This is a genomic window from Akkermansia sp. RCC_12PD (assembly GCF_036417355.1).
In the GTDB taxonomy this organism is placed as follows: domain Bacteria; phylum Verrucomicrobiota; class Verrucomicrobiia; order Verrucomicrobiales; family Akkermansiaceae; genus Akkermansia.
Map to the genome: position 1 here is coordinate 1,690,786 of NZ_CP143889.1, position 23,615 is coordinate 1,714,400.

Annotated in this window: 20 protein-coding genes; 10 read left to right on the forward strand and 10 right to left on the reverse strand. The window is 56.9% G+C overall.

The features are described from left to right. Positions 1 to 22: 22 nt before the first annotated feature. Complete coding sequence (locus V3C20_RS07080) at positions 23 to 1,054, forward strand: hypothetical protein (protein ID WP_130083219.1); 1,032 nt, start codon at positions 23 to 25, stop codon at positions 1,052 to 1,054. 525 nt (positions 1,055 to 1,579) lie between these two features. Here the strand turns inward: V3C20_RS07080 and V3C20_RS07085 are convergent. The 5 genes from V3C20_RS07085 to V3C20_RS07105 form a co-directional block, all read right to left on the reverse strand. Continuing rightward, positions 1,580 to 2,011 (reverse strand): VOC family protein, encoded by a 432-nt coding sequence (locus V3C20_RS07085; RefSeq protein WP_130083218.1) that lies wholly within the window; start codon positions 2,009 to 2,011, stop codon positions 1,580 to 1,582. 361 nt (positions 2,012 to 2,372) lie between these two features. After that, the gene (locus V3C20_RS07090) at positions 2,373 to 2,576 is read right to left on the reverse strand and encodes a hypothetical protein (protein WP_330935337.1); all 204 of its coding nucleotides are present in this window, start codon (positions 2,574 to 2,576) and stop codon (positions 2,373 to 2,375) included. Then, positions 2,518 to 3,495 (reverse strand): Lrp/AsnC family transcriptional regulator, encoded by a 978-nt coding sequence (locus V3C20_RS07095; RefSeq protein WP_330935338.1) that lies wholly within the window; start codon positions 3,493 to 3,495, stop codon positions 2,518 to 2,520. The genes V3C20_RS07090 and V3C20_RS07095 overlap by 59 nt, the downstream gene beginning before the upstream one ends. 66 nt (positions 3,496 to 3,561) lie before the next feature. Then, a complete protein-coding gene (locus V3C20_RS07100) occupies positions 3,562 to 5,109 on the reverse strand; it encodes an Rne/Rng family ribonuclease (RefSeq protein WP_082770105.1) in 1,548 nt (515 codons plus the stop codon). A gap of 245 nt (positions 5,110 to 5,354) precedes the next feature. Further along, positions 5,355 to 6,386: a rod shape-determining protein gene (locus tag V3C20_RS07105; RefSeq protein ID WP_012419593.1), complete on the reverse strand. Its 1,032-nt coding sequence runs from the start codon at positions 6,384 to 6,386 to the stop codon at positions 5,355 to 5,357. A gap of 281 nt (positions 6,387 to 6,667) precedes the next feature. On the opposite strand from V3C20_RS07105, the gene V3C20_RS07110 reads away from it, so the two are divergent. Together V3C20_RS07110 and V3C20_RS07115 are read left to right on the forward strand one after the other, a co-directional pair. Further along, positions 6,668 to 9,415: a glycoside hydrolase family 2 TIM barrel-domain containing protein gene (locus V3C20_RS07110; RefSeq protein ID WP_130083216.1), complete on the forward strand. Its 2,748-nt coding sequence runs from the start codon at positions 6,668 to 6,670 to the stop codon at positions 9,413 to 9,415. Positions 9,416 to 9,430: 15 nt separating this feature from the next. Further along, positions 9,431 to 9,901, forward strand: a complete 471-nt coding sequence (locus V3C20_RS07115) for a MauE/DoxX family redox-associated membrane protein (protein WP_130083215.1) — start codon at positions 9,431 to 9,433, stop codon at positions 9,899 to 9,901. A 233-nt stretch (positions 9,902 to 10,134) separates the two neighbouring features. Here the strand turns inward: V3C20_RS07115 and V3C20_RS07120 are convergent, their stop codons facing one another. Then, entirely contained in the window at positions 10,135 to 10,560 is a 426-nt protein-coding gene (locus V3C20_RS07120) for a hypothetical protein (protein ID WP_067570945.1), read from the reverse strand. A 194-nt stretch (positions 10,561 to 10,754) separates the two neighbouring features. On the opposite strand from V3C20_RS07120, the gene V3C20_RS07125 reads away from it, so the two are divergent. The 5 genes from V3C20_RS07125 (at position 10,755) to V3C20_RS07145 (ending at position 18,000) form a co-directional block, all read left to right on the forward strand. Further along, positions 10,755 to 14,291, forward strand: coding sequence for an ATP-binding cassette domain-containing protein (locus V3C20_RS07125; protein ID WP_130083214.1), 3,537 nt, complete (start codon positions 10,755 to 10,757; stop codon positions 14,289 to 14,291). Positions 14,292 to 14,672: 381 nt separating this feature from the next. Continuing rightward, complete coding sequence (locus V3C20_RS07130; protein ID WP_130083213.1) at positions 14,673 to 15,101, forward strand: hypothetical protein; 429 nt, start codon at positions 14,673 to 14,675, stop codon at positions 15,099 to 15,101. A gap of 97 nt (positions 15,102 to 15,198) precedes the next feature. Continuing rightward, positions 15,199 to 16,263 carry a hypothetical protein gene (locus V3C20_RS07135; protein WP_130083212.1) on the forward strand — a complete coding sequence of 355 codons (1,065 nt, stop codon included), beginning with the start codon at positions 15,199 to 15,201 and terminating at the stop codon, positions 16,261 to 16,263. Continuing rightward, positions 16,260 to 16,892: an ATP-binding cassette domain-containing protein gene (locus V3C20_RS07140; protein WP_130083211.1), complete on the forward strand. Its 633-nt coding sequence runs from the start codon at positions 16,260 to 16,262 to the stop codon at positions 16,890 to 16,892. Before V3C20_RS07135 ends, V3C20_RS07140 begins: the two co-directional genes overlap by 4 nt. Next, positions 16,855 to 18,000 carry an ABC transporter permease gene (locus tag V3C20_RS07145; protein ID WP_130083210.1) on the forward strand — a complete coding sequence of 382 codons (1,146 nt, stop codon included), beginning with the start codon at positions 16,855 to 16,857 and terminating at the stop codon, positions 17,998 to 18,000. Before V3C20_RS07140 ends, V3C20_RS07145 begins: the two co-directional genes overlap by 38 nt. Before the next feature lie 307 nt (positions 18,001 to 18,307). Here V3C20_RS07145 and V3C20_RS07150 read toward each other — a convergent pair whose 3' ends face one another. Both V3C20_RS07150 and V3C20_RS07155 read right to left on the reverse strand, forming a co-directional pair. After that, positions 18,308 to 18,793, reverse strand: coding sequence for a hypothetical protein (locus tag V3C20_RS07150; RefSeq protein ID WP_130083209.1), 486 nt, complete (start codon positions 18,791 to 18,793; stop codon positions 18,308 to 18,310). Positions 18,794 to 18,835: 42 nt separating this feature from the next. Next, entirely contained in the window at positions 18,836 to 19,318 is a 483-nt protein-coding gene (locus V3C20_RS07155; protein WP_130083208.1) for a hypothetical protein, read from the reverse strand. A gap of 224 nt (positions 19,319 to 19,542) precedes the next feature. Here V3C20_RS07155 and V3C20_RS07160 point away from each other — a divergent pair, with 224 nt between their 5' ends. Both V3C20_RS07160 and V3C20_RS07165 read left to right on the forward strand, forming a co-directional pair. Continuing rightward, positions 19,543 to 20,829, forward strand: coding sequence for a hypothetical protein (locus V3C20_RS07160; RefSeq protein WP_149873761.1), 1,287 nt, complete (start codon positions 19,543 to 19,545; stop codon positions 20,827 to 20,829). 84 nt (positions 20,830 to 20,913) lie between these two features. Beyond that, positions 20,914 to 21,867, forward strand: a complete 954-nt coding sequence (locus V3C20_RS07165; protein ID WP_130083206.1) for a hypothetical protein — start codon at positions 20,914 to 20,916, stop codon at positions 21,865 to 21,867. Between the two features lie 64 nt (positions 21,868 to 21,931). Here the strand turns inward: V3C20_RS07165 and V3C20_RS07170 are convergent, their stop codons facing one another. Together V3C20_RS07170 and menB are read right to left on the reverse strand one after the other, a co-directional pair. Beyond that, positions 21,932 to 22,762: a hypothetical protein gene (locus tag V3C20_RS07170; protein ID WP_130083205.1), complete on the reverse strand. Its 831-nt coding sequence runs from the start codon at positions 22,760 to 22,762 to the stop codon at positions 21,932 to 21,934. Between the two features lie 15 nt (positions 22,763 to 22,777). After that, a complete protein-coding gene (gene menB / locus V3C20_RS07175; protein WP_130083204.1) occupies positions 22,778 to 23,602 on the reverse strand; it encodes a 1,4-dihydroxy-2-naphthoyl-CoA synthase in 825 nt (274 codons plus the stop codon). Positions 23,603 to 23,615 lie beyond the last annotated feature (13 nt).

Below are 23,615 nucleotides of genomic sequence, written 5' to 3' on the forward strand. Positions count from 1 at the left end.
ACACGGTTAGCATATAAACGATATGAAAGCACTTTCAGTAATAATGGTATTGGCCGGTCTGTCCACTCTGGTTCCGGCCATGGCGCAGAACGCCGCGGACCCTCCCCGCCTGAGGGCCCGCGTAGCGAATCCCGCCATCAAGAATGGCCGCCCGACGGATATTTTCATTCTGTCGGCCAACGGTCCCATGGTCCAGTTTGTGGAAACACGGGAATCCCAGGACATTCTTCAACAGGCTGCCAGCGCGTTCAGGACGTTGTACATCTTTGAAACGGATGACTTCGTCGACGCGAAGGTAGCCATGGAAAACCGCAAGTACCAGGACGCCCGCAACAAGTTCCATGCCCTGATCGGCAAGTATGCCGCCACGCTTCCCATCAAGGACAGCCTGTCCGCCCGGGCAGCCGTCAATGAACTGGAATGCGCCATGCGCATGATGGACTGGGCCGGCGTGAAGGGACTGGTGTCCCGGTTCCCCGTCAGGGCTGCCAATCTGTCCCCTTCCGCACAGAATGATTTGGAAGTAGCCAAAATCATGGCCCTGATTCCGGACAGGAACTGGAACGAGGTGAAGACCCAGGCCTCCTCCTTCCTCGCAACGAAGAAGAATGCCACGCGCCTTCAGCAGGCGCGCATGAAGTACGCCCTGGGAGCAGCCTCCCTTGCATCAAGGGACCCCAACAAGGCTTTGGATTATTTTGCGGAAGCGCTGGTGCTCCTGCATGGTTCCGACGAGAACCTCGGTTCCGCCAGCATCACCCGCTCCCTGGATGCCTACCTGCGCATGCCGGATGTTGCCCAGTTTCTGGAAAACTCCGCGGTGTCCGCCGCGGTGGAGGCCAGAAAGCATAATCCGGAAACCGTGATTCCCGAGATGCAGATGAAGACGCGCCCCCTCAACGTGAAGGAAGCGGCGGCCCTGTACCGCCTGCATGAACTTATGTTCCCGGACAAGAAGTTGCCGGCCAAGTACGATGCCTTTGCCGTTTCCTACAAGAATCCCTCCGCCGGTACTGCCGCACAGGCTCCCGCGGAAGCGGAAAAGAAGCAGTAGGAACCAGTCAGGGAAATACTTAGAACTTTTCCCCGGTTTAAACGGAGCCGTCCTGCCCAGGTTGCAGGGCGGTTCCGTTTTTTTCATGGCGTGGATGGCGGCCTCATGTACCGGAAGGCGGCAAGCCGTTCCGTAACGGTACACTCGTGAAGCTGCATGAAACGGACATTTTCTCCAATCCGGCATTAATATGGCATGACCCGTGACAGGACGGCTTTGTAAAGCCGTCACCATTTGGTGCCGCAACAGGAAAGATCGTCAAGCCCTTGTCCGGCCTGCCGATGGAATGGCCATACCGTGCTTTCCCCAAAGCCACAAGAGAAAGACGGTCCTTGCAGTCAAAGGCAGAAGAGAGCTCAAATGCGGAAAAAATGCCCTAGAAGACTGGGAGCGGTGTTTAACGGCATAGCGAAACGCTGCTTTCCCCTACTGAAAAAGGCTCCTGTTCCCTGCGGCCAGGGAGGCGACATTCAACCGATCCGGTAAACAGGGAATTGCCTCCGTTGTCCCGGCCCGTTTTATCCGTTATAAAACAAGCATATCGTTGTCGTCAAATTTGTCACGCGGTCCCCACGCGACTTCCCAGTAGTAGCCATCCAAATCAGTAAAATAAGCATGAAAACCGCCCCAGAAGACATCCTGAGGTTCTTTTACAATCGTTGCTCCAGCCTTGCGGGCAAGTTCGACGATTTTCACCACTTCTTCCTTGCTTTTGGCATTATAGGCAAGCGTGATTCCATTAAATCCCGTACCTGTTTCCGGTGGAGTGTCCTTGTTGATATCCTTTGCCAAAAGATCCAGAGGATATAATTCCAGTTTCGTGCCGGAAGTGTTAAAGAAGATGACATCGGGGGTGTTGCTTTTTTCCCTTGTCTGAAAACCCAGTCCGTCCCGGTAAAAGCGGATGGCCTTTTCCATGTCTCTGACACCCAGGCATATGATATTCATTCTGTTCATGTCCGGTTTTTCCTTCACTTGATAAGATAAATTCTGCCAATTCCAATTTGACACGTTCGCCTTGTTGATTTCAGGCGAACAAACACCCGTTCCTTTTTTCTACTCTGGTATTCGCCTGAGCAAATGTCAAACGGCCCCGGTCTGGCTGCAAATTCAGATCATCGTTCATAAGGTGGTTTACGAAGTTGGGGTCCGGTTGGGCACCATGTTATCTTGTACGGCTTGCGACGGAAAGGCCTCATGGACGGACTTTCCATCCACGAGCAAGAGGATGCTTTTACTGTGAATGTTTTCATGGCAGTTCTGAAACAGGCTTGGTACGGGCCGCTGCCGGAAGGAGGAAGATAAAGGACGGAATGCCCTACGGGAGGGTGGGAGCGCTTTTGACGTCTTCCAGCCATTTTTCGTACACTTCCGGGGAGATTTCGGAAGGCTTGATTTCCGAACGTTCCCCCCAGAAGACGGCCGTATGCAGCACGGGGATGCCTTTGGCGTCCAAATGGCGGTCAATGGCGGCCTTGTGCTCCATCACGGAATCCCGTTCCAGCCCGTGCACCACGCCCATGATTTGTGCGCCGCCGAAGACGTCCCCCCCCTGTTCTCCAGTAGCAGTGGGTCATGCAGATGTGGCGTCCGCATTCGGAACCGGCCCGGATTTCCATGCCGGCGGGTACCGTCCAGTGGAACAGTCCGTTGTATTTGGTGACGGGGCCGTCCTCTGTTCTGGCGCGCACATGCTCCAGGAAGGTGGCGAAGCGGCCAATCACCTGTTTTCTGTCCAGTTCTTCCGCCGTGCGGCAGTATTCTTCCGTACCCAGTCCCATTTGCGCGGCGCGGAGGGACCAGGGGGCTTCCACCATTTCCTCCGGTTTGAGCTGTTCCTTGACGGAAAGCAGGACTTTCCATTCCAGACCGGAGAGGGAGACGGTTTTCGTCTCCTGCATGGGGGCGGGTTCCGGCGTCTTGTCGCCGGGCTGGAGGTGCCTGCGGCGCATATGGCCCACGCCCAGCGTAAAGACGCCGCGGGCCGGCAGCAGGACATAGCCGGCCGCACCGACGTGGCGCTTCAGGATGTCGCAATGTTCTTCCAGCGTGCCGCAGCCCACGGGCACCTTGATCGTGGTCCAGAGCCGGTAGCCGGCCCCGGGATTGGCATGGTCCGTGTTGCGGAGCACCACATGGCCCGTGAAGGGGTCGTGTTCCTTCATCCAGTCAAAGGCGGCTTCCAGCTTTTCTTCCGGCACGTGCCAGGCTACCAGGGCTCCCTGGGCCAGCTTGGTGGCCAGAAGCGTCTGGCGCACGCGCCGCACCACTCCGGCGTTCATCATGGCCTTGAGCCGTTCAATGACCAGGGGCACGGGATGGCCGCACTGTTCGGCAATGGCGTGGAAGGGCAGACGGCGGAAGCCTTTGACGCGATCTTCCGCCACCATGAGGATGTCCGTGTTGACGGGATCGTTCGGCGAGGTGGGAATGCGGTTCATGGAGAATTAAAAAAGGCCGGGCGACCAAGTCGCCCGGCCGGAAGGCTGGTGGTGCAATAGTACGGGTTACTGGCCGGATTGGTACAGGGGTTTGTTGTCGTACCGGGCGTCGTAGATGGCAAAGCTTTCGCGGTGCTGGTTGTGGTCGCCGCGGAAGATCAGCCTGCCGCTGTGCTGGCGTTCCAGTTCCATCAGAAGGCTGGAGTCTTCATTCTTGAAGCGGGAGAGCACTTCCGAGTTCACGACGATGACCATGTCACCGATGGTGTCGCGGTATTTCTGGATGCAGGCGTAGATCTGACGCTGAATTTCCACGCTCATGGTCATCACGGATTTGATGCGTCCGCGGCCGGAGCAGTACGGGCAGGGATCGTGAACAGATTCCCGCAGGCTTTCGTTGAGGCGCTGGCGGGTCATTTCCATCAGGCCGATGGGAGTGATTTGGAGTACCTGGGTTTTAGCCTTGTCACGTTTCAGGCGTTCCTTCATGGCCTTGTAAACGGCCTGCTGGTCCTTCCTGTGGCGCATGTCGATGAAGTCCACTACCACCAGGCCGCCGATGTTGCGCAGGCGGAGCTGGCGGGCGATTTCATAGGCCGCTTCCAGGTTGGTGTCCAGAATGGTTTTATCCAGGTCCTTGGTTCCCTTGTTGCGCCCGGTGTTGACGTCGATGGCGATCAGAGCCTCCGTTTCGTCAATGACCAGGTAGCCGCCGCAAGGCAGCAGCACCTGGCGCTGGAACGCCTCGTTGATCTGCTTTTCAATACCCAGTTCTTCAAAAATGGGCGTGCGCACGGGGAAGTGCTGGATGTGGCGCTTGGCGCGGCGGGAAATCTTGCCGGCAATGGAGCGCATGTGTTCCGTGGTTTCTGAATCGTCGCAGATGATGTTATCCACGGTGTCCGTCAGGAAGTCGCGGGCGGTGCGTTCAATGAGGTCCGGTTCCTTGTACACGCACACGGGAGCCGGGTTGGCCTCTTTCTTTTCTTCCACGGAGTACCATTGTTCCAGCAGCATGGCCAGGTCCCGGACGAAGTGGCGGTAGCGCTGCCCTTGGGCGACGGTGCGCATGATGATGCCCATGCCGTCCGGCACATTCAGCTTCTGCATGATCTGGCGCAGGCGCAGGCGTTCCTTCGGGTCTTCGATCTTGCGGGAGATACCGAATTGGTCTGTGAAGGGCATCAGGACGAGGTAGCGCCCGGCCAGGGAGACGTTGGTGGTGACGCGCGGGCCTTTCGTGCCGATGGGGCCCTTGGTGACCTGCACCATGATTTCAGACCCGATGGGGTAGATGTCCGGAATGTCCTTGGAGGTGATTTTGCGCTGCTGCTTCTTGGGACGGCCTTCGCGTTCGATTTCTTCCAGGCTGGAGTCCAGAGCGGCGGGCAGGGCGTCCCAGAAGTGGAGGAACGCGTTTTTTTCCTGGCCGATGTCCACGAACATGGCCTTGAGGCCCGGTTCTATGTTTTTGACGCGGCCCTTGAAGATGCCGCCTACGATGTTGTCTTCGCCTTCGCGCTCGATGGTGTATTCTTCCAGCACGCCGTTTTCCAGAAGGGCTACGCGGCGTTCGAGTTTTTCGGCATTGATGATGATTGTTGAGCCTTCCATGGGATCACATGATCCGAAGCCGAAGGCTCTTTTGATTTTTTTAAGCATTTTTGTAAACACGGGGTGTGAGTAAGCTAGGGTGTGCTATTGCCCGTAATGTTTCCGGAAGGCCATTTCCCGGCGGGAGTGGCTGGAATGAAAGTCTTGGCAGGGGCCGGAAAGGAATCATGGCGGGCAGGTGCGTTTGACCGGATGCGGCAGGATGGAAGCGGAGGGCCGGACGAATGGTGCCGGCTCTGCCGGATTCAGTCTTCCGCATCCGTAACATTAGTGAAGAAGTCCAGTTCCTGAAGGGCTTTTCCCGTCCCTTCCGCAACTGCGCTGAGCGGATCTTCCGCGATGTGGATAGGCAGGCCGGTCTGCTCGTGAAGGAGCTGATCCAGTCCGCGCAGCAAGGCGCCTCCGCCGGCCAGAACAATCCCCCGGTCCACGAGGTCGGCGGCTAGTTCGGGGGGGCAGCGCTCCAGAGTCGTGCGCACGGCGTCAACGATGGTGTTGAGTTGTTCCGTGAGTGCTTCCCGCACTTCTTCAGAGCGGATGGTCACTGTCTTGGGAAGGCCCGCGACCAGGTCGCGGCCCTTGACCTCGATAGAGAGTTCCTGTGGCAGAGGATAGGCGGAGCCGATGCGGATTTTGATATCCTCGGCGGTGCGTTCCCCGACCATGAGATTGTAGGTCCTCCTCATGTAGGAGATGATGGCGTCGTCCAGTTCATCCCCTGCGCAGCGCACGGAACGGCTGTAAACGATGCCGGAAAGAGAGATGAGGGCCACTTCCGTGGTGCCCCCGCCGATGTCCACGATCATGTTGCCGGCGGCTTCCTGAACGGGAAGGCCTACGCCGATGGCAGCCGCCATCGGTTCCTCAATCAGGTGCACGCGCCGCGCGCCCGCCGCTTCCGCGGATTCCTTGACGGCCCTGCGCTCCACTTCCGTGATGCCGGAGGGGATGGCGATGAGCACGCGCGGCTTGATCAGGTAGTACCTGGCCGTAGCCTTTTTGATAAAGTAGCGGAGCATTTCCTCCGTGATGTAGAAGTCGGCAATGACGCCGTCCTTCAGTGGCCGGATGGCCGTGACGGAACCGGGGGTACGGCCCAGCATGCGCTTGGCTTCGTCCCCCACGGCCAGTACCTTGTCCCCCTTGACGGCTACGACGGAGGGCTCGCGCAGGACGATGCCCTGGTCCTTGACGTTGACCAGCGTATTGGCTGTGCCCAGGTCAATGCCAATGTCATAGGAGAACAGTTTGACAATTTTCTGAAAGAAAGATGACATAAAAAAACTAGTGGATAAAGGCGGGCGTCCCGGTCTAACCCAGGGGGAGCCATGCTTTTTCCTTTTCACGGGACTGAAAGTCTGACCCCCGGAGCCGGGGCTGCGGAACGGTTCCGCACAGGACGAATTGACTATGAAAAAACATGCCAGTCAGGTCAAGCGGAAGATGCCTGATGACGTATGTATTTGCATTATCAGCAAGGATGTATTATAGGGGTGAAAGACCCGCACGGATTTTTCCGTAAAAAGTCTTTGCAATAGAAACATCCCATTTATTATTTATGAATATCTCTCCTGTTTTTTTGGCGGCCGCAGTTTTGTCCGGAGCCATGTCCGCGCATGCGGACCAGAAAAACGCCGCCGAGGAGGCAGCTTCCTCCACAGGCCAGTATTCCGTAGCCGGGGCGCTCCGGCTGCCGGAACAGACGACCAAAAGGCATGTGTACGGCATGAACGTAGGCTGGAAGTTTTTCAAGGGGAAGAATGTTCCGCAAGGGGTGACCGGAGCGGATTTTGACGATTCCTCCTGGCAGTCCGTGAATCTTCCCGACGGCATCGAATTGCTGCCGGAAGAGGCCAGCGGCTGTTCCAATTACCAGGGACCGGTCTGGTACCGGAAGACGTTTACGGCGCCTGCCGATCTGAAGGGCAGGAGAAATACCCTGTATTTTGAAGGCATCATGGGGAAGAGCGAGGTATGGGTGAACGGCGAGAAGGCCGCAGAACATTTAGGCGGGTATCTTCCCGTCATCGTGAATTTGGACAAGTGGCTGAAGCCGGGCCAGAAGAACGTCATCGTCGTGAAGGCGGACAATTCCAACGACGGTTCCTATCCTCCCGGCAAGCCCCAGGAGAGTCTGGATTTTGCCTATTTCGGCGGCATTTACCGTGATGCGTACCTGATTTCTACGGGACCCGTTTACATCACGGACCCGAATGAAGCGGGGACCGTGGCTGGCGGCGGTATCTTTTTCCGAACGCAATCCCTTGATCCCCGCACCCGGAAAGGAAAGACAGCGGTGAAGGTGCAGGTAGCCAACAATACGGACAAGGAACAGAAGGTGCGCGTGCAGGCACTGATGACGGACCCCAAGGGCGTGGATCCCGTGGGGGAGACGGCTCCCCTTGTGATTCCGCCGCATTCCACGGGTGAAGTGGATATTCCCCTGGTGATTTCCAATGTGAGGCCGTGGTCTCCGGATAATCCCAATTTGTACACGCTGAGCGTGGAGGTCTGGAAGGCCGACGGAGGAACGGATGCCAAGAATCCGGCCCATTTGCTGGACAACCGTTCCATGAGGGTGGGTATACGGACTGTGGAAATTACGGAGAAAGGTCTGGTGCTGAACGGTTCCCTGTTCCCGGAAAAATTGATCGGGGGCAACAGGCACCAGGATTTCGCCCGGCTGGGCAATGCCGTACCCAACAACCTGCAATGGCAGGATGCCGTGAAACTGAGAAAGGCGGGCATGCGCGTTATCCGCAGTGCCCATTATCCCCAGGATCCGGCTTTCATGGATGCCTGCGACCGTCTGGGACTGTTTGTCATCGTCGCTACGCCGGGATGGCAGTTCTGGGGCAAGGGGCCTTTTGCGGACCGGGTATATGATGATGTGCGCCAGATGGTGCGCCGCGACCGGAACCACCCCTCCGTAATGATGTGGGAGCCCATTCTCAATGAGACCCATTATCCGAAAGATTTTGCCAAGAAAGTCCGTGACCTGGTGCATGAGGAATACCCGTATCCGGGGTGCTATACCGCTTGCGATGCGGTGGCCCAGGGCAGCGAACATTATGAAGTGCTTTATGCCCATCCCTCCACGGGAGACAAGCACTGGTCCATCAAGGAGCGGAAAAACAACAAGCCTTATTTCACCCGGGAATTCGGGGACAACGTGGATACCTGGTCCGCCCATAATTCCACCTCCCGCGTGGCGCGCCATTGGGGGGAGGTTCCGATGATGGTTCAGGCCCTGCACTACCTCAAGACGTCCTTCCCCTATACTAACTATGATACCTTGAACGCCGCTCCGGCCTACCACTTCGGCGGCTGCCTGTGGCATCCGTTCGATCATCAGCGCGGCTACCATCCGGATCCCTTTTACGGCGGCATTCTGGATGCCTTCCGCCAGCCGAAGACGTCCTATTACGCCTTCATGTCCCAGCGGCCCCAGAAATCCCAGAACGAACTTGGTTCCGGTCCCGTGGTTTACATCGCCAATGAATGTACCCCGTTTTCTCCGGAAGACGTCACGGTATTTTCCAATTGTGATTCTGTGCGTCTGAGCGTCAACGGAGGAGCTCCGGTAGAAAAGAAGGTGGGTTCCTATTCCAGCGGCCTCAAGCGCGTGCCCGTCGTCTTCCCGAAGGCGTGGGATTTCATGGAAAACAAGAAGCTTGCCCGCGCCGGGAAGGAAGGTGCGGTGAAGCTGGTAGCGGAAGGCCTGATTGGCGGGAAGGTAGTGACCAGGCATGAGGTGCGTCCGTCCCGGCGTGCGGAGAAAATCCGCCTGCGCCTGGACCGGGAGGAAGGGGTGGAAGGGGTGGAATTGTCCGCGAACGGTTCCGACGTGTTTGCCGTGGTGGCGGAAGTCACGGACAGCCGCGGAACGGTGAAGCGCCTGAATGATGAAGAGATCGTTTTTTCCATCGAGGGGCCGGCCGAGCTGCTGACGGATTCTCCGGACGGCACGCTGGTTCAGCCTGTCAAGTGGGGGTCCGCCCCGGCGCTGGTGCGCCTGGGAACGCAGCCCGGCACCGTGACGGTGAAGGCTTCCGTGAAGCATCCCGGTTCCCAGAAGCCCGTTTCCGGCGTGTTGAAGTTTGACACGAAGGCCTCCGGGCTGAAGATGCTTTTCCAGGAAGATGCCGTAGGCAAGTCCCGAAAAGGCGGAAAGGCCCAGCCTTCCTCCGCGGGAACTGCCTCCGAACGGGAAGAGGCCCTTCAGCTGGAGTTGGAAAAGGTCCGTCACGAACTTAATAATTTGCGCAATGACAAGGTAAGCCGCCAGCAAAGCCACTTTGAATAACAGAAAGCGTTCGTTATGCTGAGAGAGAAAATAGTCCGTAACTGCATGTTCCTGCTCCGGGTGGGGATGGGAGGCTTTTTTCTTTTTGTGGCAGGGCGCAAGCTCCTTCATCTGGACCAGCTCCAGACAACCATAGACCGTTTCTCCATTTTCCCGGAGGCCTGGGGGCATCCCCTGGCTTCCCTGGGGGTGGCGTGTGAAATCGTGGTGGGCCTGGGGCTTCTGTTCCGCAGGACCTGCTCCGGAGCCGCTCTGCTGGGCAGTGCGCTGACGTTTACGTTTGTGGCCCTTTTTGTCCAGGGATGGATCAGGGGGCTTTCCCTTTCCTGCAACTGCATCGGGGTGGAGCGGGAAGTGACCAGCTATCCTTTTGAAGTGGCATGGCGGCTGGGTCTGTTTGCCCTGATGCTGGTTATCCTGTGGAGCTCCAGCCGGAAGGGGAAAACCTACTTCAACGTTACCCGGCTGGATTTCAGCGAAATGTAAGGCAGGCCATCCGGGAGAAAGGGCACGGGTTTCCGGTGGCATCCGTTTCCGGCGGAGTGTATCTGTACCGCCCAGGTGCGCCGGCTCACGCCTTGTGTGGTTGAAAAGCGTTCCGGAACATGGTGGAGGGGAATCCTCCTTCTCCGGAAACATGTCCTTTTTGAAATACAAGGCAATAAAAAACCGCCTGCCGGAAAAACGGCAGGCGGCTTGATAGAAAAAACGTGTGTTGATCAGGCTTCCTGGGAAGCTTCTTCCTGCACCTGTACCACGCGGAAAGGCACGCGGGAGGCCAGTTCTCCGTCCACCGTCAGGTCGATGGAGTAGTTGCCCGGCTTTTCAAAGCGCAGGCCCTGGAAGTTCATGATCAGGTTGCGGGTGAAGAAGGAGGCGCCTTCCGGGAAGGCGGGCACCGGGAAGTTGATCTTGATGGGCATGCGTTCCTTGTCCAGCGGCGTGCCGTCGGCGTCAACGATGCTCAGACCCAGTTCATGGTTGCCTTCGTCTTCAGGGGTGAGGCAGATGCGCAGGGCAACGGCGCAAACGGGATGCACTACCGGGAACTGGCGCGCGACCAGGGAATCGAACCCGCCCTGAATGCAAAGTTTGCCCTGGTAATCGGCGGCGAAGTCACAAAGAGTAGAAACTAAAATATCCATGTTGTGATAATGTTGGTGTATTTTGACCCGCTTTCATTTGAAAGGCGAGGAATATTGGACAGAACTATACTTACGCCGGACCTATTGCAAGATAAAGGTGCAGAAAATATTGTCATTTCTCCGGGAAAGTCCGGTTCCGCTTGAGGTGGTGCGGGAATCCCTGTACTACTGGTGCAGGCAACGCGTTCGCTGGCATGATCCGATGGTTTTTTGACATACCCTCCAAGCTGATCCACTGGAGGTTGAATCTGGTCAGAACACTGGGCGCCTATGTTCCGTGGCTGCGCCGGGATGACGGGTCCATGAAGATCCACGCCGGAACGCTGGTGGACCTGTTCGCTACCATTTTGAGCGGCCGCCGCCACTTGAGCGCGCGGGATGCGGACGCCGCCCTGGATATTCTGCGCTACACTTTCCCGGAAGTGGAGCACCGCTGGCTTTCCAACCGGTTTGAACGGTCCATGCGCGCCAGCCTGACGGTGGAGGACGTGCTGGCGTCCGCCGCCTCCGGCCGGGATGAAACGGAGCGCATGGCGATTGCCCTGGAAGTGCTTTCCCTGCTCATCAATACTGGAGACCCCAGGATGACCGGGGAGCTGTTTGATCAAGTGACGTACGGGCTTGAACTGCCGGGAGCGGCCAACCATTTAAGGCAGCTTCTGATGACTCCGGATGTGGAGGCCCAGGAACCGGCCTACAGCGTGAGTTTTTCATCCGGAATCGGCGGAGAGGTGTCTCTCCCGGAGTCCGACCAGGGGATCTCCTTCCGGCTGATCCGGTGTTCCCGCCTGGTGCTGGTGGTTAACGACGGCTCCAAGTCCATCGTGGTGCGCGGGCGGCATTTGGCCACCGGCGGAGTGATGCCGCTGACCAACGGACAGGTGGTGCTGCTGCCTTCCGGGCCGCTGAGTTTTGAGGATTTCGCTTTTTTCCTGGATTGCAAGCGTTCCGGCAAGCAGGAAGTCTGCTATCTTGTCCTGGACAACGGTTCGCTCCAGATCAGCCGCATGAGGTCCAGAGCCAGCGCGGTGCGCGTGAGCATGGGGCTGGCCTGCGAGGTGGAGGTGCTGAGGCCGGAGGTGGAGTTTGTGGTGGACGGCCACCGGCTGTATCCCGGAGAAAGTGTCAGGATGGAATATTATTCCTCCTTCACGCTGGATGGGGAAGGCCCTTTTTCGATGGGGGAGATGCAGAACGCCCTGTCCGACATCGGACGCCGCTTCCGCCTGGACCCCGGCACCCGCAAGCTGCGCGTGACCAACATGCCGGAAAAGGCGCGCAAGGGGGATATGCTGCTGACTCCGGGGCTGGCAGCCGGAGTAGTGCTGGAGGTGTCTTTTTCCAGCGCTACCAATTCCGGCTGGCTGGAGGTGATGGAGGCGTCCATGCCTCTGTGGATCAACGGCAGGATTGTCAAGGGCCGGATGTCTTTAAAGGACGGGGACGTGGTGCACCTGAATTCCTACCATGCCCTGCGCTGCCGGTTTTCCGCCGGGGTGCTGGATGAAGAGTACCACGCCATCAGGACGCTCAGCGTGGAGGGCGTGACCAAGGAATTCCGGCGCTCCGGACGCGTTCTGGATAATATCGACCTGAGCGTGAAGCGCGGAGAAATGGTGTGCATTTTGGGGCCCAGCGGGTCCGGGAAAAGCACCCTGCTGGCCATGATGGCGGGGCATCTGCCGCCCACGCGCGGATGCATCCGCTACAACAACCAGCTCCTGTACAGCGCACCGGAACTGGTGCGCCCCTATATTGCCTTCATTCCCCGGGAAGACATTTTGGACGCCGCCATGAGCGTCTCGGAACACATCGCCCAGGCTACCATCATACGGAGGCCGCGCCTGACGCGCTCCGGCCGTGCCAGGAGGGTGAACGCCATCCTGAAATTCCTGGGGCTGACGCACATCGCTTCCCGCCGCGTGGGGGAAATGAATGCGCGCACCATTTCCGACGGGGAGAGAACGCGCCTGAACCTGGGGCTTGACCTGGCAGGCATTGCGGACGTGTTCCTGCTGGACGAGCCCATTAGCGGCCTTTCCACCTCGGATGCCAAGCTGGTCATGCAGACCCTGCAGAACATGAGCCGCGACAAGATGGTGATCGCCACGATGCACCGCCCCAGCACGGCCATTCTGAACCAGTTCAACAAGGTGCTGGTGCTGGACCACGGCGGCCAGATGGCCTACTGGGGTGATGTGCCGGGCATGATGCGCTATTTCCGGAAGGCGGCCGTGGACATGTCCATAGACGTCTCGGAAGAGTCCCGGACCGCCGGAGGTGCGGATTACGTATTTGAGGTGCTGGAAGCCCCCCTTTCCTGGCACGACCGCCGCCGCAGGCAGCATCCGCGGCTGTGGCAGGAACGCTTTGAGGGCTACCGTTTCCGCAACGTGATGGGGCACCATCATGAAGGAGGCGCCCCCAGGACGCTGTATGAAGGCACGCTGGAGTTTCCTCCCGCTCCCCGCCGCAGCGTGATGCAGCTGTGGCGGCTTTTCCGCATCTGGGCCGTACGCACGTTTCTGGGGCGCGTCCGGAGCCGGATGGGGCTGTACACCATGCTTCTGGAAGGTCCCGTGCTGGCCCTGCTGATTTCCCTGACGCTGCGCGCTTCCTCCAGTCCGGAATACACGTTTGCCACGGCTCTTCACATTCCGTCCTATCTGTTTCTGGCGACGATCGTAGCCATGTTCTTTGGCCTGACCGGGGCGGCCAGCGAGGTGCTCAAGGACCGTGCCCTGCTCAAGAGAGAAAGCAATTCCAAAGTGTTCGTGACCGGTTACGTTCTTGCCAAGGCGCTGGTGCTGACAGGGCTGTCCGCCGTGCAGTCCGCCCTGTTCCTGTGGGTGGGGAACGCCATTCTGGAAATCCATGAAATGTTTCTGGTTTACCTGGGGACGATGACTCTGACGGCCTTTATCGGTGTAAGCCTGTCCCTGCTTGTCTCCGTCTTTGCCAAAACGGAGCGCGCGGCGCTCAACATGGTGCCGCTGCTGCTGATTCCCCAGATTCTGATGGCCGGGGCCATCGTGCATTTTGATGAAATGAACCAGTTCATTCCCTGGTCCGCCCACCGCACGGACGAGCATGGCCGCCTCAAGCCGGGCCGCGTTCCCCTGGTGGCGGAGTTTTGTCCCCTGCGCTATTCCTTTGAAATGATGGTGGTGGACCAGGCCTCCAAAAACGTCTGGGAAAAGGAACGGGAAACCATTCAGGAAAAAGTGGATGAACTGAAGGCCAAGCCCCAGTTGAGCAACCGTGAATTTGAGGAGTTCAAGCTGCTCAAGCTGGCGCTGCTGCACATTTCCGCCATTGGCGCGGAGGATCCGGAACAGGCGAAAGATGCCGTGCGAACCGTCCGGCGCGCCGCCATCGACGGTTCGGAAAAAAGCTACAAGCGGACGATCTCCGAGCTGGAGCAGAAGGGAAAAGGCAAGCCTTCCGTCAAGTCGTTCTATGTCAACGACCGCATTGTGATGCTGGATGAGTCCGCGGAAATTCAGCGGGTCAGCCGGGATACGCTGGACCGCCCGGAGATTTTCCTGGCGCGCCGCCAGCCTCTGCCGTGGGGCAATTCCGGGAAGGCTCCGGATGATCCTGGCTATAGCGCGGACGAAGGGACGGTGCCCACGCCGTGGAAGGACTCCGTGTTCCTGTTTCTGATGGGAGCCGCACCTCTCTTCGTGACGGGACGCGTAATCAAAAGGCGGCTGGAGAAAGCGGGCTAGCTTTTCTCCGGAGACGGGCCATGATGGCGGCAGTGTTTGTTTGCGGATGTTGTTTCAGACAGGAAAAACAGGTTTTGCATTCTTTCCCGTGTTCCTGGATGACGGGCCGCCGGCGGTTTTCCCTTTCCCCTTCTTTTGTCCGTGGCGTTTCGGGGCGGCAGACGCTGCGAAGATATGAATCCCCGCAGTTATTTTATTGACGTTTACGGAAGAAACACTATTTTAGAAAAAACTTATTTTTCCATGATGTCTGCCCGTTTATTCAATAAGTATTCTCTCTCTTCTCTGTCTCTGGCAGCATTGTCTGTCGGATTTCTGTCCTGCGGAGGCAGCGGCGATACTGGGGAAGGGGATTGTCTGCCGACCGGGAGCAGACTGGACATGGTAGTGCCGATTACGGATGAAGTAAACCCGGAAAATCGCGGTGATCTGACTATTCAGTTGACGGGCAATGGCTCCGATCTCCCGTTGGCGAAGATCCAGGGAGCGGCGGCCAGTCCTGCGATTCCTGCGGAGACCCACATGATCTACAGGAGACCGAGTGCCGAGAAAGCTTCCCTGAAAGGAAACTTCGTAATAGCCCAGGGACAGATTACCCTGCCCGGTCCGATTGTGGTGATTTTTTATGGCTCCGTCCAGGTGGATATGGATATTACGTACCAGGCTTCCACAAAGCATGAAGATACGAGCGGCACATGCACGGGGTTCGTTCGCTTCATAGGCGCCGTGCAGGAGGGCGGCGGGGCCGTTGCCGGAACCCCGTGGTCCGGAACGACCGGCAACGTGTACTACCACCCCACCGGCAATTGATTGGTCATCTCCTCAAGTGGCCCATGAGTCACAGATTTTATATTCAAAGTGCGGTGGTTCGCAAAGGACTTCCGCGCTTTTTCTTTTACAGGGAAATATGTTGAGAACGTGGAAGAAATCCTGCCTGACGGCATTGCCATGCGTCTTCGCATTCAGCCAGCTGCATGGAGCCGTGATGGATTCCGTCCCGGATGCGGGCAGGGAAGCCCCTGTTGCCGCACAGGACTGCTATATCAATGCATTCAAGGCCAAGATCGTGCCCGAGAGGATACGCTCGTTCGCCATGCCGGCGGACGGGATTGTCAGCAACTGGATTCCGGCGGAAGGGAGGGTCCGGAAGGATGCCATCATTGCTACGGTCAATGAGGACGAGATCGAGATGGAGCGCAGAGATCTGGAAGTCAAGATTATGAAGGATCGCATCGCCAAGAAGGAAGAACTGTCCGAACTGGAAAAGCAGCTGGAGGAGATGAAGTTCTATTCCTCCCTGTCCCGGGAAGAAAGGGAGTATGCCAGCAAACAGCCGGAGGGGGGGCAGAAAGCGGAGCAATCCCTGAAGGAAAAAATAGAGCTGGTCAAGAAGGAGTTGACCATGGTGGAAGACAAGCCCAGGCTGGAGTTCCGCAAGAAGGAGGAAAAGTACATCCTCAGAATGCCCTTTGACGGCAAGCTGCAGTACCAATTCTCCTTTCCGCGGGACGACAGCACGTCCCTGTATCTGGATGCGGCATCTTCCATTGCGACCGTTTGTGATGATTCCGCCTATTATATTACCATTTCCATTACCGATCCCGATCTGACCAGGCTCCCTCCGGAATCCCTGTATCTGGCAGTGCCCATGAGCGACGGGTCCTCTCTGAAGGGAACGTTTGCTTTCAAGCGTGTGGAAAAGAACACCTCCAGCGGGGGGGATTTGCTGGCCTACTTTTTCCGCCTGCCTCCGGAAGAGCATGAGCGGGCACATGCCATGCTGGGCTCCAATTGTACGGCCAGGCTTTATTATTCCCCCCCCGGAGAGGTAATCCGCCTTAATAAAATCCGGCTGGCTTCCAGTCCGGAAGGGAGAAAATGCTCCTCCTGGCAGGAACTTCTGGAAAAGATGCATCCCGATCTGGAGCTGGTCGTGAGCGGTGAAACGGAATTGATTGTTCGGAAAAAATGAAATTGGAATGTGAATCCGTCTGGTTCAGCTATTCGAACAAGCAATGGATTTTTGAGAATTACAACAGGGTTTTTTCTTCCGGAATCACTATTTTAAAGGGATATTCCGGATGCGGGAAGACTACGCTGCTGAAAATTCTGGCCGGTTATCTGCGGCCCCAGCGGGGGAGGGTGCTTACCCCCCGCCGCGCGTCCCTGACGGATGCGCTTTACCGCCGCAAGGAGGTGAGCTACATGTTCCAGGGCATCAACCTGCTGCCTCTGGCAACGGTGGAAAGAAATCTTCAGCTATGCGCGGAAATGGCCATGCTGCCGAGAAAGCAGTGGAAGCGCAGGGCAGATGACCTGGTGGAAAGGCTGGGTTTGGAGTCCCTGCGCCACAAGAAGGCCGGAAGCCTGTCCGGCGGGCAGGCCCAGCGCGCCGCCCTGGCCCGGACATTGATGAAGGATTCCGATATTCTGCTGCTGGATGAACCTACTTCCGGACTGGATGACGGCAACACGGAGATCATCAAAAAACTGATCAGGGAGTATCCTGCCGACAAGATTTGCATTCTGAGTACGCATGATTCACGCCTTTTTGATCTGACTCATGAAATCATTGATTTTAATCAGCCTGTATCTCTTTAAGGATACGCTTCACCGTTGGAAGGAAAGGCCGGCCAGCCCTCTTTCCCGGGTACTCGTTGCGTTTTTTCTTTCCTTGTGCGCTCTTTCCTTTCTTGCGAATTACGTTCTTTCCTCCAAAATGCTGCATGATGAGATCAGGAAGAACGGAGCGGACCTGATCATGGTTTTTGATACCGTGCGTGAGGGAGAGGCCTCCAAAAGAAATCTGCTCCAGCACGAACTGCCTCTCCTGCACGGCTGCGACGTTCTGGCCCTGAAGGACTCCCCGGCCGGGTTTGCCAGGGTGGGGAAGCCCGCTTTCCCTATTTTGGAATACAACATGGAGTCCTGCGCTTTTCTTGCCGATCTGGAGTTGGAGGCGCATCCTGTCGTCCTCCTGTTTAATCCCGGCAGGAGTCCGCTGCATCCGGGGCCGTGCGTGGTATCCATCGGAGATTTTGATTTTTCCCTGAATGCCTCCCCGCTTCCGGAAAACCATTTGCTGGGGAAGCTGTATCCTTCCGGAGTGATTTTGACCCCGGAGGGTGCTTTCAATTCCGGATTGGATTCCCCCATGAGCAATTACCGTTATGTCATCCGGGTGCATGAGATGACCGCAGCCAATATCCAGAGCATTGAGGAGACGCTGAACAACATTGTACGCTATGACGGGAGCATGACGATAGTCCAGACGCACGTGGGACTCCTGAAGAGGCTGGAAGTTCTGATGAGCAACCAGATGGAATGCCGGATGGGTTTTTCCATCGGCATTGCGGTTATCGTGGGGATTCTTCTGACTGCCCTGGCTTCCATGGAATTCCGCCAGAACGAATATGTTTATACCCTGATGAAAAGTTTCGGGGTGCGGCCTGTCCTTCTGATCCTCACATTCATTGTTGAGAATATTTTCCTGATAGGCATTTCCTTTGCCGGAGCCGTATGGGCTTTCATGAAGACGCAGAAGATCGTCCTCGGAGAGTTTTTCAAATTGGGCGATACCGTTCTGACGTATGCCGATATACGGCAGGATTTGTGGCTTCTGGGCGTTTCCCTTTTAGGATGCGTGCTGTTTTCTTCCATTCCGGTCGCATTCTCCGCCTATCGCCCCATCGGAAAGGTTTTGAAATAGGCCGCATACAGGTAAATTCCGTTGTTTGGGAAAGGAGACACAGGTTCTGTTCCCTGCAGGAGGATGGAAAGGAATCGGGATAAGGAGTTTTGGGGCTTTGCCCTTCTCCGGCGATAGGTTGGACGTTGGAATGTCCGTTTTTCCATGATCCGGTCCGGATTATCCGGCCAGACTGCACCGTACAGGATTAAAGACGGGTATTGCCAGGGAGAGTGCCCTTCCCTGTTTTTAGGGAGGACTTTTCCGCCATGAAAAAACCCGCAGAGATATCCGCGGGTTTTTTGGAAAGAACAGGAAGGATGAGCTGTTAATTCGGTAAATAGAATTTCGTAATCGTTCCGGGGCGGTCCGTGACGGCAGGGTCGGCAAAGTAAATATCGGATACGGCGCATGTGGCGCTTCCGGTTCCCTTGGTGACGTTTTGGACATTGGTCATGACCATGTAGCAGGGGAAAGCTTCTTCCCCATCCCTGTTGGTGTACCAGTAAAAGGATACTTCACTTGCAGTGTCGTCCGCGGGAACGTAGCCTCTGACGTGCATGGATGCGTTGCTTGGGCTTCCGCTTTCGCCGGAATAAATGGTGGCGTTCTGTGCGGAAATCACATTAAAGCTAAAGACGTATGAGACTTCTCTGCCTTCCGGGTCTTCCAGGGAAACGGTTACAGTGCGGGCGGTGCCCACAGGAAGATAGATTTCTTCCGTTTTGCTGGAACCGCCGCAGCCCGTAAGCGCCGAGATGCATAATACAGAAGGGAGCAACAAGGAAGTCAGGATGCAAAAACGGGTATTCATATGGATGAGAAATGTCGTGAATTATATCGAGGAAGGGGAGGATTAGTTGTTATAGAAAACGGTGATGTCCGCCGTGACATTGTTGAGAGTTTCCATCTCCGCTCCTGCGGGTTGGGATGAAAGGGTGGCTCCTTCCCCTCCTGCCACTGCATGCGTGGACTGGTCAAATTCGAGAGAAGGTATGTCCAGGGAATAGGCGGTAGTATTGTTGGTGCCCTGGGTCCAGCGCAGATTCAGGTGAGCGGTATTATCGCCTGTTTTGTAGTACACCACGGTGGGGGCGCCGTTCCATAAGGCAATTTGACTTCCTCTGGTGGTGAGCACGGATTGCCCGGTGGTGTCAGTGATTAACTCAAAGATGTTCGGGAACGATGAAGCCGTTATGCCCAGCGAAATGGATACCGTGGTACCGTTAAGCGTCGTGGGGGCACTGCCGCTGCCGCTGCTGCTTCCGCCGCATTGGGTGAGAAAGAGGAGTCCTAGGGAGCAGCAAGCCATGGAGATGGTTTGAAAAAGAGGGCACATAACAACTAACTGGATAATATTTATTGCGCAGACTGTGGTATTTCCTATGGTTTGTCAAGGAAGGAAATCTGGAAAATGAAAGACACAGGAAAAGGCCTTGATGGAAAAGACGGAGCCGGAGCCGCCTCCAGCCCTTTTTTCCTTTCCAGCCCTAGTTCCTTTCCCGGATCTGTCGTGTTGGTGCTTGACTTTTCAGGGGCAGAAGTTATGAAACGAACACCCTCATGCTTTTTTTCTCCCCGGTTTCCCGCCTTTTCCGGAGGCCATTCAGAGCGGCCTGGTTGAAGGGCGCATTGTGTTCCTGCATTTGCGCCTCCGTCTGGACTTCCTGTTCCGTGGACAAGCACATGGAAAGAAAGGCGGGAGAGTTGATGGACCGTATGGCCGCTATTCCCGATTGGAATCGGCTTCCCAGAAAGGAGATTTCATGGGACCAGGCCATGGCCTGCATGATGGAGGGGAATTTGGATTTGAAGCGTTCCGAACAATCCCTCAGGACGACGGAGCGTGCGGTCGTCAATGTATTTACCCAAATTATCCCGGGTGTAAACCTGGACTGGATGCTGACGAAGGAGCTGAGCGAACTGAGCCGGGTGACGGCACAGGATGTGGAGTACAATACCAACATTCTGTTCAATATGCCGTCTCTGACCCAGATTCCCTTTGACTATTATTCCGCCAAATCCGCCGTTTATACGGCCCAGAAGACGCTGGAAATGAAAAAAAGGGAGCTTGTGTCCCGCCTGTACCGGCAGGTGCTTTCCTATCAAAATGCGCGTATCAGTTACAGGAACCGGCTAAATTCGCTGCCTTATAACGATGACGGGATTCAGAAGAAGATAGCGGAACAGGAACTGGAGAAAAGCCTGGATGATATTTCCGAGGGATTCGCCACGCTTATGGGGAATATGGAGGCCCGGTGGCTTGTGAGGCCCGAAACGATGCCCAGGCTGGACTGGGGAAAATACAAGTCCGCCGCACGCCATTTGGACCTGCTGGTGGTAACTATGGTCGCCATGGAGCTGGAAGCGTCCAGATTGCAGGTGCTGAATGCCAAAATGAAGTTTTTCCCGTCCGTGGATATCAATTTTTACAGCCCCACCCTGTTTTCCAGTACGGGCGGCACGTATCAGGGCTTTTTTGCCGGAGGAGGGGACATGCAGGTGAATATGAGCCTGCGGGAAGAGCTGGATACTCGCCTGATCTCGTGGTTCCAGTATAAGACGGCCAAGGAGAATCATGATTTGATGCAGAAAAAGGTTCTGATGGATTTGCAGCAAAGGCGCATCAAGGTGGCCGCGCTGATGGAGAGCCGGAGAAGGTTTGAGATCTGGAAGCAGGTGATTCTGAAAGAAATTGAGTTCAAGAAATCCCGCATGGCTTTTTCCGGCAAGGAGTATCTGGAACAGCGGAAGGATATTAAAACGATGTATGAGAACCTGGATTCCGAAACTGCGAAAAATGCGGAAGTGGAAGCGGCCCTGATCATGGAGTACGGGTGGTTGAAGTAGGCGGTGCGCCGGAGGGATGGGTGCTGTGTGACTGCGGCGTCTTACTCTCTTGAAGCCCTCCCATGCTTGTGCTACGGTACAGACATGCAAAAAGTTCGGCAGCCTGTGGGCATGGCGTTGATGATTCTGGCTTTCCCGGAGGCCATTTATGGCGTGTTTCCCTGGGGACTGGCCGTGGGCGGCGTGTTGTTCCTGTTAGGGCTGATTGTGGCCGTGGGGCGCTTTTCCGCGATTGTGTGGTCCTGGTGCCTGTTTTCCCTGGGCGTTTATCTGGCAGCCCCTTTTATCTGGATGTGGAATCCGGATTATTTTTTCAGCAGCAGCTTTGACTACCTGGCCCTGGCGTGCCTGGTGGGAAGCCTGGTGCTTCTCGCCATTCGTTTTGCCGTCGTGCCCGTGTTGTGGCCGAAGGTGGTCCGCCACTTTGTGGAAGGGGGCCCCACCTTGGAAGACCTGGCCCCGGAGAAGGGGAAGACGGTTGCCGAATTGAGGAAGGGCGTCATGAGCAGGAAGGTGAACTTCCTGTTCGGCCATGCGGACAAGGAACTGGTGGAAAAGTGGGGCAGGATCGCCCAGAGCATCGCCGCGCTGTCCAAAAGCCGGAAACGGCTGACCATTTATGTGACGGCAGCCCTGCTGGTCTGGCCGCTGGCCGTGTTTCTTCTTTCCGGCGGCATGGGTGGGGCGCTGGACCGCGACATTGACCGCATGTGGGAAACCAAGCCGTTCCGGGATGGGATGGTGGCGGCCACCCCCGCTGCCATGAATGCGGCGCGGCGCGTGTTCAGGAGCGAACGTTCCCTGCGCGGTCTGACGATGGAACAGGCGCGAGCCTGGCTGAAGACGGATCGCAGGAATCCTGCGTTCAAGCTGGGCAAGCCGCGCTATGATTTTGAAAGTGACGAGACCGTCATGGTCCTTTCCGACGGCCGGGATTCCATCCGCCTGGTGGCGGTGTTCAATGACGCAGGCCAGATCATCCGTTCATGGCCGGAGGAATATATGACTCTCATGGTCCGGGATTTGGAGAAAGACTGAATATTAAAGACAATTTTTTTGATTTTTAGTATTCAGTAACTGCAGGAAATCCTGCGGGGTTCCTTTACAGCGTACGCTTTTGCGGAGGAGTCAGGCTTAGTCTGCCGTCGCTGATGTGGAGGCCCATGCCGCTTTCTTCCACCATGTGGATGAGGGGCAGGCATGCCTGCAGCAGGTTTTCAAAGGCGGGCAGCAGGAAGATCATATAGCCCTGGGGCACGGACAGGCCGCCGATGGTGCCCCCCACGTGGATGCCGCCCGGAAGGGTTTTGTCATTGTAGAATTCAAAGCGGGTCTGAACGGCCATGTAGTTGTGCGGATCCATGGACTGGAAGGGAGTCAGGAACAGGGAAATGGTCTGGCGGGAGTCCACACCCGTATAGCGTTCAATGATGATTTCCATGTAGCCTTCCCCGATGGAGCCGTCAGGCTTTTCCTTGCCGCCATGCAGGCGCACGCCTACGGCGGGATTGGTGGCGAAGATGGCCAGGGCTCCGTGTTGCTTGGGCTGGAGGGAGGAGGCCAGATAGCGGTTGATGTCTTCCTCCGAGAAGGAGACGGAGGCGTCCCTCGCTACGGCCTGCTTTACTATTTTGGGAATGTCCGGGGCGTTGTCCTTTTGGCGGAAGCCCGGCAGGGAGCTCGTTTCCTGAGGTTGCCAGGAGTTGTAAACCAGCCAGGAGATGCCGGCCAGAATGGCGATGGTGAGCAGGAAGATGATGTTGCCGACCAGGGAGAAGGGCGTTTTTTCCCGCACGGGTTTTTCCGGCACGGCCTGGTCGTCCGGATCGTAGAAGTGTTCCACGATGTTTTCGTGTTCCGGCAGGTCGCGCAGGTTTCTGGTGTCGGCGGAGTTGTTCCGTTCCGGATCTTCGTTGTCGGATGAGGCGGACATGGGGCGGCGGCGGGGTTACGGAAGCCTGGGGAATTTGGAAAAGTCCGGTTCGCGCTTTTCCACGAAGGCGTTTTTGCCTTCCTTGGCTTCCTCACTCATGTAGTAGAGCAGGGTGGCGTTTCCGGCCAGGTCCAGCAGGCCCATCTGGCCGTCGCAATCCGCGTTGAGGGACGCTTTCAGGCAGCGCAGGGCCAGCGGGCTGTGGCGGAGCATTTCCCGGCACCAGGAGAGCGTTTCCTCTTCCAGCCTGTCCAGGGGCACGACCGTATTTACGAGGCCCATGTCCAGAGCCTGCTGCGCGTCGTACTGGCGGCACAGGTACCAGATTTCACGGGCTTTTTTCTGGCCCACGATGCGGGCCAGGTAGGAGGAGCCCAGCCCCCCGTCGAAGGAGCCCACTTTGGGGCCGGTTTGTCCGAATTTGGCGTTGTCCGCCGCAATGGTCAGGTCGCAGACGACGTGGAGGACATGCCCTCCGCCGATGGCATAACCGGCCACCATGGCGACGACAGGCTTGGGCATGGTGCGGATGGTGCGCTGCACGTCCAGAATGTTCAGGCGTGGAACGCCGTCTTCGCCGATGTAGCCCGCATTTCCGCGCACTTTCTGGTCGCCGCCGGAACAGAAGGCGTCCGGGCCTTCACCGGTGAGGATGACCACGCCCACCTTGGGGTCTTCATGCGCTGCGTTGAGGGCGTTGAGCATTTCATGAACGGTCTGGGGACGGAAGGCGTTCCGGACCTGGGGGCGGTTGATTGTTATTTTTGCGATGCTGCCGTCGTCCGTGGTTTCATACTTGATGTCCGTATATTCCCTGGCGGTGGTCCACTGTGCGCTCATAGCGCTACTTTAA

Coding starts and splice junctions, on each gene's coding strand:
- V3C20_RS07095 (WP_330935338.1), bottom strand. CDS start 3,495: ATGAACCGCATTCCCACCTCGCCGAACGATCCCGTCAACACGGACATC.
- V3C20_RS07105 (WP_012419593.1), bottom strand. CDS start 6,386: ATGTCATCTTTCTTTCAGAAAATTGTCAAACTGTTCTCCTATGACATT.
- V3C20_RS07115 (WP_130083215.1), top strand. CDS start 9,431: ATGCTGAGAGAGAAAATAGTCCGTAACTGCATGTTCCTGCTCCGGGTG.
- V3C20_RS07140 (WP_130083211.1), top strand. CDS start 16,260: ATGAAATTGGAATGTGAATCCGTCTGGTTCAGCTATTCGAACAAGCAA.
- V3C20_RS07080 (WP_130083219.1), top strand. CDS start 23: ATGAAAGCACTTTCAGTAATAATGGTATTGGCCGGTCTGTCCACTCTG.
- V3C20_RS07130 (WP_130083213.1), top strand. CDS start 14,673: ATGGTAGTGCCGATTACGGATGAAGTAAACCCGGAAAATCGCGGTGAT.
- V3C20_RS07165 (WP_130083206.1), top strand. CDS start 20,914: ATGCAAAAAGTTCGGCAGCCTGTGGGCATGGCGTTGATGATTCTGGCT.
- V3C20_RS07085 (WP_130083218.1), bottom strand. CDS start 2,011: ATGAACAGAATGAATATCATATGCCTGGGTGTCAGAGACATGGAAAAG.
- V3C20_RS07100 (WP_082770105.1), bottom strand. CDS start 5,109: ATGGAAGGCTCAACAATCATCATCAATGCCGAAAAACTCGAACGCCGC.
- V3C20_RS07160 (WP_149873761.1), top strand. CDS start 19,543: ATGCTTTTTTTCTCCCCGGTTTCCCGCCTTTTCCGGAGGCCATTCAGA.
- V3C20_RS07120 (WP_067570945.1), bottom strand. CDS start 10,560: ATGGATATTTTAGTTTCTACTCTTTGTGACTTCGCCGCCGATTACCAG.
- V3C20_RS07125 (WP_130083214.1), top strand. CDS start 10,755: ATGATCCGATGGTTTTTTGACATACCCTCCAAGCTGATCCACTGGAGG.
- V3C20_RS07155 (WP_130083208.1), bottom strand. CDS start 19,318: ATGTGCCCTCTTTTTCAAACCATCTCCATGGCTTGCTGCTCCCTAGGA.
- menB (WP_130083204.1), bottom strand. CDS start 23,602: ATGAGCGCACAGTGGACCACCGCCAGGGAATATACGGACATCAAGTAT.
- V3C20_RS07145 (WP_130083210.1), top strand. CDS start 16,855: ATGAAATCATTGATTTTAATCAGCCTGTATCTCTTTAAGGATACGCTT.
- V3C20_RS07110 (WP_130083216.1), top strand. CDS start 6,668: ATGAATATCTCTCCTGTTTTTTTGGCGGCCGCAGTTTTGTCCGGAGCC.
- V3C20_RS07170 (WP_130083205.1), bottom strand. CDS start 22,762: ATGTCCGCCTCATCCGACAACGAAGATCCGGAACGGAACAACTCCGCC.
- V3C20_RS07090 (WP_330935337.1), bottom strand. CDS start 2,576: ATGGGCGTGGTGCACGGGCTGGAACGGGATTCCGTGATGGAGCACAAG.
- V3C20_RS07150 (WP_130083209.1), bottom strand. CDS start 18,793: ATGAATACCCGTTTTTGCATCCTGACTTCCTTGTTGCTCCCTTCTGTA.
- V3C20_RS07135 (WP_130083212.1), top strand. CDS start 15,199: ATGTTGAGAACGTGGAAGAAATCCTGCCTGACGGCATTGCCATGCGTC.